The organism is Streptomyces sp. 15-116A (assembly GCF_025290915.1).
Lineage (GTDB): Bacteria > Actinomycetota > Actinomycetes > Streptomycetales > Streptomycetaceae > Streptomyces.
Genome location: NZ_JAOCQE010000209.1, coordinates 1 through 11,448 on the forward strand (window position 1 = coordinate 1; position 11,448 = coordinate 11,448).

Consider the following 11,448-nt stretch of genomic DNA (forward strand, 5'->3'; position numbering starts at 1 on the left):
CCGCCCCGCTTGAGGCCCCGCCGCTCTCGCCCGCCGCGCTCGAAGCCCCGCCGCTCTTGCCCGCACCACTCAGCGCCGCGCCGCCCTTCCCCGCGCCGCCCTTGCCTCCACTGCCCTTCCCCGCCGACACGGCACCCGCAGGCTCCTTGGACTCCCGGCGTGCCGCCGACTTCGCCGGCGCCGGCGCCTCCGCCAGCCGCGCCGTCCACGTCCGCGAGACGTAGGCGATCCCCACGAGGACCGCCACGAGCCCGATCTTCGCCAGCAGCAGCTGTCCGTACCGCGTGTCGGTGAACGCCGACCACGACCCCAGCTGCCGCCAGCTCTGGTAGATCCCGGTGACGACCAGTGCGATCACACTGCCGAAGGCGAGCCGCGAGAACCGCTGGACGGCCACCGAGTCGACCGGCGTCTCGGCCGGTGCCCGATACAGCGCGACGAGCAGGGCGGTGAGCCCGCCGAGCCACGCGGCGACGGCCAGCAGATGCACGACGTCGACCGGCATGGCGATGCCCGGCTGGAGCCCGGTGGAGGCGTGCTCGGACATGGCCCAGCTGGCCGCCAGCCCGGCCGCCACGACCGTGCCACCGATCGAGAGCCCGAAGGTCAGGTCCCGCTTCTCCTCGTCCTCCCGCTTGTCGTACGCCCCGAACAGCACCGCGATGAACAGTGCCGCCGCCGCGAGCAGCAGCAGCCGGGACACGAGTGCCGCGCCGGTCTTGGTCTGCAGCACCTGACCGAGCAGCGACAGGTCGAAGACGTCGCCGATCTTCCCGGAGCCGGTGTAGGAGCCGCGCAGGAGCAGCAGCGCCAGGGTGGCCGCGGTCAGGGCCAGCCACCCGGAGACGACCAGCCGCTGCACCGCCCGGACGCCGGAACCGCGCGGCCAGCAGGCCAGCACGAAGGCGGCCCCGCCGACGAGCACCACGAACCCGGCGTAGGACATGTACCGCCCTGCGCCGTACAGCCAGCCGACCACCCCGTCGTCCGACGCCTGCCCGGACGCCGAGACGGACGTCTCGGAGGGCGCGCCGATGGAGAAGGTGAAGGCGCCGGCGACGGGGTGGCTGTCCGCCGACACCACCTGGTAGGTCACGGTGTACGTGCCGTCGGGCAGCCCGCTGTGCAGCCGGACGGAGTAGGTGGTGCCGCTCGGGTTGGCCGGATCGCCCTGGTCGACCCGCTTGCCCTTGGGGTCGAGCACCCGCAGCGCGTCGTCACCGACCGCGACGGGCTCGGAGAAGGTGAGCGAGACCTGGGTGGGGGCCTTGTCGACCACCGCCCCCTGCCGGGGGTCGCTGCCGGTCAGCGCGGCGTGCGCGGAGGCGGGCGCGGCCCCGGCGAGGAGCGCGCCGGTGACGGCCAGGAACAGCAGCACCAGGGTCCGGACGCGGGGGGCGATGGTCTGGGTGGTCACGTGAGGTCGTCTCCCTCGGTGTCCGTCAGTGTCCGTGCTTCGGGCTGTAGGTGGCCGGCTTCACCGGGATGTCGACCGTGACGGGGTCGGAGTGGGCGAAGCGCAGCTCGACGGAGACCTTCTGGCCCTCCTTCGGCTTCTGCTTCAGCTGCTCGAACATCAGGTGGTTGCCGCCGCTCTTCAGGACGAGCTCGCCGTGGGCGGGGATGTCGAGACCCTCGACCTCCCGCATGGTGCCGTCGACGGTCTCGTGCACGGTGACCTGCCCGGCGGCGTCGCTGCTGACCGAGGTCAGCCGGTCGTCGGCGCCGCCCTTGTTGATGATGGTGAGGAACCCGGCCGCCATGTCCGACACCGGCTGCGGCATGTAGGCGCCGGCGACGGACAGCTCCGCCTTGCCCGAAGCGGCATCGGAGCCGGAGCCGGAGTCAGAACCGCCGCAGCCCGCCAGGGTCAGGGTCAGCGCCCCCGCGACGGCCCCGGCCACGATCGCGAGGCGCCTCACGGAGCCTCACCCTCGATGATCTTCGGCAGGTCCTTGGTGTAGTCCTCCACGGTGGCGTCCTCGCCGTAGAGGACATAGCCGCCGTCGGTCTTCGGCGAGAACGCGATGACCTGCGTGCCGTGGTCGGAGACGGTCTTGCCGTTGTCGTCCTTGCGCGGCGGGTCGATCGAGATGCCGAGGGTGCGGGCGCCGGCCTGGATCGTGGAGAAGTCGCCGGTCAGGCCGACGACCTGGGAGTCGATGCCCTTGAGCCACGTGCCGAGCGCGGCGGAGGTGTCCCGCTTCGGATCGGTGGTGACGAAGACGATCCGCAGCTTGTCCTGCTGGTCCTTGGGCAGCTGCTTCTTGGCGACCGCGATGTTGTTCATCGTCAGCGGGCACACGTCGGGGCAGTGGGTGTAGCCGAAGTAGATCAGCGTGGGCTTGCCCGCCGTCTCCTTGCGGAAGTCGTACTCCTTGCCGTTCGTGTCGGTCAGGACGAGGTCCGGCTTCTCGAACGGCTTGTCGAGAAGGGTGGCCGCCTTCTGCGAGCCGGCCTCCTCGGAGACGACGGAGACGGGGTCGCCGCCGGCGCCGTCGTCGGTGCCGCAGGCGGTGAGGGTCAGGGTGGCGGCCGCGAGCAGGGCCGCCGCCGCGAGGGTCTTGTTGCGTGTGAACAGCATGAAAAAGGTGTCCCGGAGGTGAGTGCTCCGGCGCGCACCGGGAGGGCACGGGGCCGTGACCGGTCCCGGTGCGCGCCGAGGAGGGGAGAGCGGGTCAGGCGGTAGTGCGCCGACGGCCGGCCAGCACGCCGTAGGCGACGCCCGCGGCGCCGACCACGATGCCGATGACGCCCAGGACGCGGGCGGTGGTGTCGGTGCTGTCGCCGGACTCCTCGGAGCCGTGGGCGGAGCTCTGGGCGGAGGCGTTCTCGGCCTCGGCGTCGTCCTTCTCGGCCTGGTCGCCCTTGTCGTCCTTGTGGTCCGAGGAGCCGTGGTGGCCGCCGTCGGTGGCCTCGGACAGGGCGAGGACGGGCGCCGGGAACTCCGGCTCCTCCTGGCCCTCCTGCGGCACCTCGATCCAGCGGACGACCTCCTTGTTGGAGTACGTCTGCAGGGCCTTGAAGACGAGTTCGTCGGCGTCCTCGGGCAGCGTGCCGATGGACACCGGGAACTTCTGGAAGAAGCCGGGCTCGATGCCCTTGCCCTCGGCGGTCCAGGTGACCTTGCTGACGACCTCGTCGATCTTCTTGCCGTGCAGCTCGAGCGGCTTGTCCAGCTTGGACTTGGTGACCTTGGCCTCCCAGCCCTCGACCGGCTGCGGCATCACCGAGGCGAGCGGGTGGTCGGTGGGGAAGGTGACCTCGAGCTTGGTGGTCGAGGCGTTGTCCCGCTCGTTGGGGACCTTGAAGTCGACGACCGCGTACGAACCCTTCGCGGCCTCGCCCTCAGGCTGCACGCTGACGTGCGCGAAGGCGGGGGCGGAGATGGCGAGGACGGTGACACCGGCGACGGCACCGGCGGCGGCGATACGGGAAGCCTTCATGGCAGAAGCACTCCGCTTCGTTTGTGGTTTCACGGACGGTGAGGGACACGCGGACGCGGACGGCTCCCCCGTACGAGGGCGGCCGAGGCGCACGCGGAGAACCGGACGCACACGCGCGTGCCGTACGCCGAGGCGTCCCTCCGGAAACCGGGGCCGTCTCAGGCGGCGAGCGCGAGCGCGGTGCCGTCGGCGGGCGGGCCGCGGCGGATCACCGTGTGCTGGAGTGCGGTGGTGTGGAGCGCGGGGGGCGCGAGCAGCGTGGTGCGTGGCGTGCGCGAGGCGGCTTCCGGCGCGCCGGGGAGCCCGGCACGCAGGGCGCGCACCAGCGCAAGCGCCGCGCGCAGGGACCGCATGAGCGCGCCCTCGGCGACACCGTGCGCCGACAGTTCGGTGAGCCGCAGCAGCGCGAGTTCGCCGCGGCGCAGCACCCAGCCGGTGGCGAGGGCCGCGAGCACGTGCACGAGCAGCATCGGCAGGGACGGCAGCAGCGACACCGAGGAATCCGCCGAGGACAGGGCGTCCCCCGCGGCGTGCCCCGCGTGGGCGTCCGCCGTGCTGGGAAGGACCCGCGCGTCGGTGAGGATCCGCCGCGCCTGCGCCGGGCTGATCGCCCCCGTGGGGCCCCCGCACGCGAGCCGCGCCGCCTGCTCGATCAGTGCCGTGCCGGAGAGCCCTGACGAACCCGTGGTGGGCACCCCGCCCACGCCGTGCTGGCCGAGACCGAACAGCGCGTGCAGCACCGTCTGGCCGGCCGCGATCATGGCCGCGATGCCCGGCAGCGAGCGCGTACGCCCCGCCAGCGGCACCGCGACGACGAGCGCCGCGAGGAATCCCGCGCCCAGCGTCCACAGTGGAACGGTGGAGCAGGAGGCGACCGTGTGACCTGCCCCGGCCAGCACGACACAGACCGCGGCGAACACCGCGGCCCGCAGGATCCGGAGCCCGTGTCCGGTGCGCGTCGTGCGCGGTTGGGGGGCAGTCATGGCGGGCCAATCATCGCACTGGCCCCACGACCGTCGTACGGCAGGTCCGCAAGATGACGTACGACCGGAAGGTCAGCTCTGTCACCGACCGCCCCGCATACACCGATCGGCTCCACGACACACCCGCCATATGGGCGGCATCACGTCAACTTCACGCTTACAAGTGAGCACACAGGGCAATACGTAACGGTATGTCGAGCCGCGGCCGGGAGGCTGGAGCATGAGCATCTGGTGGTCACTCCATCTGCGGCGTGAGGCTGCCAGCGTGCCGCTCGCCCGCCGCCTGCTGCTCGGCACGATGGAGACGGCGGGCGTGGACCCCGACATCTCCTACGACCTCTCCGTCGCCCTCAGCGAGGCCTGCGCCAACGCCGTCGAGCACGGCGGGGACACCGCGCAGGGCGGCTTCTCGGAGGGGTACCGGGTGACCGCCTATCTGGACGGCGAGAAGTGCCGTATCGAGGTCGCCGACGCCGGCCCCGGCTTTCCCGCCGGGGCCGGCGCACGCTCACGCCTCCCTGCCCGTCAGGCCCCGTCCGACGCGGAACACGGCCGCGGCCTCTGCCTCATCCAGGAACTCGCCGACCACGTCCGCATCGACACCGCGCCCGGCAGGGGCGGCGCGGTGGTGAGCTTCGACAAGATCCTCAAGTGGCGCGAGAACGCACCGCTGATCGCGGTGTAGGCACCCGCGGACTCAGCCCTTGAGCGAGGCCATCCACGCCTCGACCTCGTCCGACCGCCGGGGCAGCGCGGCGGACAGGTTCCGGTTGCCGTCCTCCGTCACCAGGATGTCGTCCTCGATGCGGACGCCGATGCCCCGGTACTCCTCGGGCACCGTCAGGTCGTCGGCCTGGAAGTACAGACCCGGCTCGACCGTGAGCACCATCCCCGGCTCCAGCGTCCCGTCGACATACGTCTCGGTCCGCGCGGCGGCGCAGTCGTGGACGTCCATGCCGAGCATGTGCCCGGTGCCGTGCAGCGTCCACCGGCGCTGCAGCCCCAGCTCCAGCACGCGCTCCACCGGACCCTCGACCAGGCCCCACTCGACGAGCCGCTCGGCCAGGACCCGCTGCGCCGCGTCGTGGAAGTCCCGGTACTTCGCGCCCGGCTTCACCGCCGCGATACCGGCCTCCTGGGCGTCGTAGACGGCGTCGTAGATCTTCCTCTGCAGCTCGGTGTACCGGCCGTTGACCGGCAGCGTGCGCGTGACGTCGGCCGTGTAGTACGTGTGCGTCTCGACGCCCGCGTCGAGCAGCAGCAGGTCGCCGGAGCGGACCGGGCCGTCGTTGCGCACCCAGTGGAGGGTGGTGGCGTGCGGGCCGGAGGCGCAGATGGAGCCGTAGCCGACGTCGTTGCCCTCCACGCGCGCGCGGAGGAGGAACGTGCCCTCGATGTAGCGCTCGCTCGTGGCCTCGGCCTTGTCGAGGACCTTCACCACGTCCTCGAAGCCGCGCACGGTGGAGTCGACCGCCTTCTGCAGCTCGCCGATCTCGAACGCGTCCTTCACGAGCCGCATCTCGGAGAGGAAGACGCGCAGCTCCTCGTCGCGCTCGGCGGTGACCTTGTCGGTCAGCGCGGCCTCGATCCCGGCGTCGTGGCCGCGCACGACCCGCACCGGGCCGGTGGCCTCGCGCAGCGCGCCGGCCAGCTCCCGCACGTCGGACGCCGGGATGCCGTACAGCTTCTCCGCCTCCGTGAGGGAGTGACGGCGGCCGACCCACAGCTCGCCCTGGCCGTCGAGCCAGAACTCGCCGTTCTCGCGGTTCGAGCGCGGCAGCAGGTAGACCGTCGCGTCGTGGCCGTCGGCGGTGGGCTCCATGACGAGGACGCCGTCCTCGGTCTGGTTGCCGGTGAGGTACGCGTACTCGACCGACGCGCGGAAGGCGTACTCGGTGTCGTTCGAGCGGGTCTTCAGGTTGCCCGCGGGGATCACCAGGCGCTCGCCGGGGAAGCGCGCGGACAGCGCGGCGCGGCGGGCGGCGGTCTCGGCGGCCTGGGGGATCGGCTCCAGGTCGCGCAGCTCGGTGTCGGCCCAGCCGCGCTTCATGTTCTCGGCCAGCTCGTCGGACACGCCCGGGTACAGGCCGTTCTTGCGCTGCTTGATCGGCTCCTCAGACTCAGCTTCCGGGGTCTCCGGGGTGAGCTCCTCCGCCACGGTCATCCTCCTCGATACGGCACTGGACCGTCCCCCATCGTACGGTCGCGCCGAAACGGTCACAGGAGGTGAGCGCCTGTTACCTCGCCTGTCACCTCGCCCCTCACACCGGGGCTACTCGAACCGCGCCGCCAGCAGCACGACGTCCTCCGCCGAGCCGGCGTCGTCCGCCGCTCCGTCCGGGAGCACGGTGCGCAGGATGTGGTCGGCGATCGCGTCCGGGTCGCGCCGCAGCGTCCTCGGGACGCCGGCCGCCGCCGCGTGCAGCCGCGCGAACGCGCGGTCGGTGGGGTCGCCGGTGCGGTGCAGCAGCCCGTCGGTGTAGAGGAGAACCGTCTCTCCGGGCTCGGCGTGGATCTCCACGCTCGGCGCCTCCCAGCAGGCGAGCATGCCGAGCGGGGCCGAGACCGAGGTCTCCACGAACTCCGTGCGGCGCTCGCCGATCAGCAGCGGGGGGCTGTGCCCCGCACCGGCCAGGGTGATCTTGCGGAGCGCGGGTTCGCAGTAGCCGAACAGGGAGGTGGCCGAGCGGGCGGGCTCGGTGAGCCGCAGCAGCAGCTCCAGGTCGGACAGGACGGCGACCGGGTCCTCGCCCTCCATCACCGCGTACGCCCGCAGGGACGCCCGCAGCCGGCCCATCGCGGCGACCGCGCTCGGCCCCGACCCGGTGACGGATCCCACGGCGAGACCGAGCGCCGCCTCCGGCAGCGGCAGCGCGTCGTACCAGTCGCCGCCGCCGCGCGGGGAGGTGCGGTGCCGGGCGGCGAGCTGGACGCCGGGGACGCGGGGCAGCCGGGAGGGCAGCAGCTCCTCGGTCATCGTCGCCATGCACGCGCGCGTGCGCTGCAGTTCCACCAGGCGGGCGAGATGCTCGGCGGCGTGGCGGACATACAGGCCGATGAGGTGCCGCTGGCGTTCGGAGGGTTCGGCCGGCTCGTCGTACAGCCACACCGCGGCGCCCAGGCGCTGCGCGGACTCGGGGGTCAGGGGGAGCGCGTAGCTGGCGGCGTAGCCGAGGCGGGCGGCGACCTCGCGGTGGCGCGGGTCGAGGCCCTTCTCGGCGAACAGGTCGGGCTCGGCGATGCCGTCGTCGGCGCCCGGGAGACCGTCGAGGATCCTGCCGTACGACAGGGAGCTGCGCGGCACCGTCTCCATGTGGCCGAGATCCGCGCGGGCGAGGCCGAGGCCGATGGTGGTGTCCGGGCCGAGACGGTCGGCGGGTTCGAGGACGACGAGTCCGCGCCGGGCGCCCACCAGGGCGGCGCCGGCACGCAGCATCTCCCGCAGCGCTTCGTCGAGCGTGCTCGTGCGGGTGAGGCGTTCGGTGAGTTCGTGCAGGGTCGTGAGGTCGGAGACCCATCCGGCGAGCCGGTCCTGGAGCACCGCGCCCGGTGGGTGCGGGTGGCTCGGCGGGGCGGCCGGGGAGGCGCCGGCGGCGACGGGCGCAACAGTGTGTGCGGGGGCGGGAACCGTTGAATCGATTCCGGCCACTTTCGGAGGGTGCGGGGCGTTCATGGCGTCCGGCTTTCCGACCGGTGCGTACTGCTCAAAAGCATCGCAAACCCCCATGTCATTCTGCGTCGCCGGCAGTGCTCCACATGTACACGCACTCGTGAGGAGATGTCCAGCATTGTCCTGCTGGGATTCCTGGTGTCCGTGAGATCCACGGGAATTCCCCGGGAACCCCTTGCCGAATTACGAAGTTGGCTTGAAACTGCCTCAGGGGAAGGCCTCTTGCGGTCGACTGGGCTTGCTCGACGGAGCGTCACAACGGTCGTGATGGGTACGTACTCGGTGAAGGCCAGGGGTGGTTGGGGACCACCCGGGAACCTGGTGACGGACCCGGGCGTCTTAACCACCGACGACCGTGCCCCATCCTCCCGTGGCGGAGGCGGAGAGAAATACGCGCGACGGCAAACGCCAGACTTCGCCACCCCACGCCACGCCCGTGCTTCTGGTAGACGCAGTATGGGTGGACGGCCGCGGAGGCAGCCCACGCTCGGCCCATAGGGGTTCCCCTTGCCCGGTGCAGGGGTGTGATGCGCCAACAGGTACGCACAGTGAAGTGATCGACACATGATGTGATGTGGACCACGGTGTTGCCAGGCGTGCAACGGAAAGGAACGAGCGCTCATGCGCGAGATCCTCGGAAGGCGACGCAGGCTCCTGTCCCGGCGACGCGACTCAGAGCCTGAGCTGATCGGCGCGGCTGAGACCTTCGCCACCCGATGGCAGTGGCCCGTACTCCCGGGCGTGGCGGCGGACCCGCAGGGCAGGTCCCGCTGCGGCTGCCCCGACCCCGAGTGCACGGTGCCGGGTGCCCACCCCTTCGACCCCGGCCTCCTCGCGGCCACCACCGACGCGCGCATGGTGCGCTGGTGGTGGAGCAACCGGCCCGCGGCGCCCATCATCCTGGCCACCGGGGGCAAGGCGCCCTGCGCCGTCTCCCTGCCCGCCCTTCCCGCGGCCCACGCCCTCGACGCCCTCGACCGCCTCGGGATCCGGCTCGGACCGGTCGTCGCCGCACCCACCCGCTGGTCGATCCTGGTCAAGCCGTACTCCATGGAGCAGCTCGGCGAGCTGCTGTACGCCAAGGACTTCGTGCCCGGTTCCCTGCGCTTCCACGGCGAGGGCGGCTATCTCGCCCTGCCCCCGTCCCGCACCGGCCAGGGCGAGGTCCGCTGGGAGCGCGCCCCGCTGCCCGGCTCGGCCTCGCCGTGGGTGCCCGATGTCGAGGCCGTGGTGGACGCGGTGGTCGAGGCCCTCACTCGTACGGGTGTGAGCGCGCCGGAGATGTAGCGGTGCCGTCGCGCGCCGCGCCCGTGCCTGCCGCCCCGGGGCGTTATGTTCCGGGGCCATGCCGCGTCATGCCGGGGGCCGCGCCCGGACTTCCCGAAAAGCCCGTCTGCTCGCCCTCGCGGGCGTGGTGCTGACGGGCGCGGTCGTCCTGCCCCTGGCGCTGGCCGCCGCCGATCCGGGCGGCTCCCGTGGCGCCTCCGGCATGAAGCGCGCCGGCGAGGAACCGGCGCATTCGTCCGGCCGGGAGCGGGCCACGGTCCCGGGGGACTCCGCCCACCCCGCACGGCCGTCCACGCGGGACGACGGCAGGGCGCCGACGCCGGCGGAGAGCGCCGAGGCCACCGGTTCCCCGCTGCCGCCCGGCGGACTGCACCTGTCCACGGCCGTGCGCTGCGGTCCCGAACTCACCTCGCCCGACGGCATCGAGGCACAGACCTGTGTCGTGGCCCAGGGCGAGGACGTCTGGGCGCGCACGTACTACCGCAACGCCACCGGTGACACGCTGCACGCCGTCCTCGCGCTCCTGGGCCCCGGTGGTCGCAGCGTTCGGATGCCGTGCGCGGCCGACGCCGGGGACGAGCTGGCGATCTGCGAGACACCCCGGCAGCGCAGGCGCGCGGACCTCGCCGGGTACATGGCGGTCGCGGAGTTCTCGCAGCGGGCCGGACAGGGGCCGCTGCTGCTGCGCTCCGGGAGCAACTCGCAGTCGGGAACGAGCAGTTGACGCCCGACTGCGGTGCGTGAACGGCGCCGGACACGGAAAGACCCGGTTGCTGGCGACGGGGGATGCACCAGCAACCGGGCTACTGGAACGGTAACAAGAGATCCGCCGTTAGCAAATTCGATCTCGGCGTTTCCGGTCACCGATTGGCTTGTCCGGACCGGGAGTTGCGCGCGGAACGAGCCCTCGCCGAAGGGCCGGTGCTGCTGACCGACCGGTCAGCAGCACCGGATCGCCCGGCCACGGCTCAGCTCAGCGTGACCTGGCGGTTGGTCAGGCCGCCGCGCGCGCGGCGCTCGTCGGCGGTCAGCGGCGCGTCCGTGGCCAGCGCGGCGGCGAGCCGCTCGGCGAATTCCGCCGCGGGCTTCTCCACGTCGTCCGCGCCGGTGCCGCTCGGCAGGTCCCACACCGGGACCGTGAGCCCGTGGGCGCGGAAGGAGCCGACCAGCCGGGTGCCCTCGCCGAGGGAGGAGCGGCCCGCCGCGTGCAGTCGCGCCAAGGCGTCCAGAAGCTGCTCCTCGGGATGCGGCATGACCCACCGCAGATGGTTCTTCTCCGGGGTCTCGCACCAGTAGGCGGCGTCCACGCCGGACAGCTTGACGGTCGGGATGGCCGCGGCGTTGGCGCGCTCCAGGGAGGCGGTGACGTCCGGCGTGGCGTTCTCCGGGTCCGGTACCCAGAACTCGAAGCCGCTGTGCACCACCGGCTCGAACGCGCCCTCGGGGTCCAGCAGATCCTGGAGCCGGGGCCCGTCGGCGGGGGCCCGGCGGGCCTTCACCGGCGTGCCCGGCTCGGCCGTGAGCGCGCGCTGGAGGGTGTCGGCGAGGTCGCGGCTGATGTCGCCGGAGGCGGTGTCGTTCTGCAGGCCGAGCAGCACCGAGCCGTCGTCGCGGCGCAGGGCGGGCCAGGCCATCGGCAGCACGGTGGCCAGGGTGACCGACGGGACGCCCTCCGGCAGGCCGTCCTTGAGGGTCAGCTCGACGGTGGCCGCGGGCACCAGTTCGCGCAGCGCGACCCAGTCGCACTCGCCGGGCAGGCCCTCGAAGGGACGGTGCACCAGCTCGGTCACGGCGTGCGCGGCGGCACGGCCGTGGCAGGCCTTGTAGCGCCGGCCGCTGCCGCAGGGGCAGGGCTCGCGGGCGCCGACGACCGGGATCTCTCCGTCGGTGAGCTGAGGCCGCTTGGCCTTCGTCTGGGGTCGCTTCTTGGCCATCGTGGGTGTCTCCCGGTTACGGCTCTTCTCGTACGGGCGCGAGCCTAGCCGTTCGCGCCACGGCCCAGGGGACCCTGTGGACAGCGCGCCGGGTTGTGGACAACTCGGGTGGGGCGGGGGGGGGGATG

The 11,448-nt window shown here is 72.6% G+C and carries 11 protein-coding genes; 3 read left to right on the top strand and 8 right to left on the bottom strand.

Annotated elements, in window-relative coordinates:
* The 5 genes from N4P33_RS26015 to N4P33_RS26035 all read right to left on the bottom strand — a co-directional run.
* On the bottom strand, nt 1–1,417 hold a 1,417-nt coding region (locus tag N4P33_RS26015; protein WP_260829199.1), incomplete at its 3' end, for a copper resistance CopC/CopD family protein.
* Between the two features lie 25 nt (nt 1,418–1,442).
* The gene (locus N4P33_RS26020) at nt 1,443–1,922 is read right to left on the bottom strand and encodes a copper chaperone PCu(A)C (protein WP_260829200.1); all 480 of its coding nucleotides are present in this window, start codon (nt 1,920–1,922) and stop codon (nt 1,443–1,445) included.
* Nucleotides 1,919–2,584 carry an SCO family protein gene (locus tag N4P33_RS26025; RefSeq protein WP_260829201.1) on the bottom strand — a complete coding sequence of 222 codons (666 nt, stop codon included), beginning with the start codon at nt 2,582–2,584 and terminating at the stop codon, nt 1,919–1,921. The genes N4P33_RS26020 and N4P33_RS26025 overlap by 4 nt, the downstream gene beginning before the upstream one ends.
* Nucleotides 2,585–2,678: 94 nt before the next feature.
* A complete protein-coding gene (locus N4P33_RS26030; RefSeq protein WP_260829203.1) occupies nt 2,679–3,446 on the bottom strand; it encodes a YcnI family protein in 768 nt (255 codons plus the stop codon).
* Between the two features lie 158 nt (nt 3,447–3,604).
* A complete protein-coding gene (locus tag N4P33_RS26035) occupies nt 3,605–4,429 on the bottom strand; it encodes a hypothetical protein (protein WP_260829204.1) in 825 nt (274 codons plus the stop codon).
* 220 nt (nt 4,430–4,649) lie between these two features.
* Here N4P33_RS26035 and N4P33_RS26040 point away from each other — a divergent pair, with 220 nt between their 5' ends.
* Nucleotides 4,650–5,114 (top strand): ATP-binding protein, encoded by a 465-nt coding sequence (locus tag N4P33_RS26040; RefSeq protein ID WP_260829205.1) that lies wholly within the window; start codon nt 4,650–4,652, stop codon nt 5,112–5,114.
* Nucleotides 5,115–5,126: 12 nt separating this feature from the next.
* Here the strand turns inward: N4P33_RS26040 and N4P33_RS26045 are convergent, their stop codons facing one another.
* Together N4P33_RS26045 and N4P33_RS26050 are read right to left on the bottom strand one after the other, a co-directional pair.
* Complete coding sequence (locus N4P33_RS26045; protein ID WP_260829206.1) at nt 5,127–6,593, bottom strand: aminopeptidase P family protein; 1,467 nt, start codon at nt 6,591–6,593, stop codon at nt 5,127–5,129.
* Between the two features lie 108 nt (nt 6,594–6,701).
* Nucleotides 6,702–8,102, bottom strand: coding sequence for a PP2C family protein-serine/threonine phosphatase (locus N4P33_RS26050; RefSeq protein WP_260829207.1), 1,401 nt, complete (start codon nt 8,100–8,102; stop codon nt 6,702–6,704).
* A 618-nt stretch (nt 8,103–8,720) separates the two neighbouring features.
* Here N4P33_RS26050 and N4P33_RS26055 point away from each other — a divergent pair.
* Together N4P33_RS26055 and N4P33_RS26060 are read left to right on the top strand one after the other, a co-directional pair.
* On the top strand, nt 8,721–9,386 hold the full coding sequence (locus tag N4P33_RS26055; protein ID WP_260829208.1) for a bifunctional DNA primase/polymerase: 666 nt from the start codon (nt 8,721–8,723) through the stop codon (nt 9,384–9,386).
* A 58-nt stretch (nt 9,387–9,444) separates the two neighbouring features.
* Complete coding sequence (locus tag N4P33_RS26060; protein ID WP_260829209.1) at nt 9,445–10,110, top strand: hypothetical protein; 666 nt, start codon at nt 9,445–9,447, stop codon at nt 10,108–10,110.
* A 244-nt stretch (nt 10,111–10,354) separates the two neighbouring features.
* Here N4P33_RS26060 and N4P33_RS26065 read toward each other — a convergent pair whose 3' ends face one another.
* Nucleotides 10,355–11,320 (bottom strand): SEC-C domain-containing protein, encoded by a 966-nt coding sequence (locus N4P33_RS26065; protein WP_260829210.1) that lies wholly within the window; start codon nt 11,318–11,320, stop codon nt 10,355–10,357.
* Between the last annotated feature and the right edge of the window lie 128 nt (nt 11,321–11,448).

Bases quoted from the DNA above. Each gene is read 5' to 3' on its own strand.
- N4P33_RS26025 (WP_260829201.1), bottom strand. From the start codon at position 2,584: ATGCTGTTCACACGCAACAAGACCCTCGCGGCGGCGGCCCTGCTCGCG.
- N4P33_RS26030 (WP_260829203.1), bottom strand. From the start codon at position 3,446: ATGAAGGCTTCCCGTATCGCCGCCGCCGGTGCCGTCGCCGGTGTCACC.
- N4P33_RS26035 (WP_260829204.1), bottom strand. From the start codon at position 4,429: ATGACTGCCCCCCAACCGCGCACGACGCGCACCGGACACGGGCTCCGG.
- N4P33_RS26040 (WP_260829205.1), top strand. From the start codon at position 4,650: ATGAGCATCTGGTGGTCACTCCATCTGCGGCGTGAGGCTGCCAGCGTG.
- N4P33_RS26045 (WP_260829206.1), bottom strand. From the start codon at position 6,593: ATGACCGTGGCGGAGGAGCTCACCCCGGAGACCCCGGAAGCTGAGTCT.
- N4P33_RS26050 (WP_260829207.1), bottom strand. From the start codon at position 8,102: ATGAACGCCCCGCACCCTCCGAAAGTGGCCGGAATCGATTCAACGGTT.
- N4P33_RS26055 (WP_260829208.1), top strand. From the start codon at position 8,721: ATGCGCGAGATCCTCGGAAGGCGACGCAGGCTCCTGTCCCGGCGACGC.
- N4P33_RS26060 (WP_260829209.1), top strand. From the start codon at position 9,445: ATGCCGCGTCATGCCGGGGGCCGCGCCCGGACTTCCCGAAAAGCCCGT.
- N4P33_RS26065 (WP_260829210.1), bottom strand. From the start codon at position 11,320: ATGGCCAAGAAGCGACCCCAGACGAAGGCCAAGCGGCCTCAGCTCACC.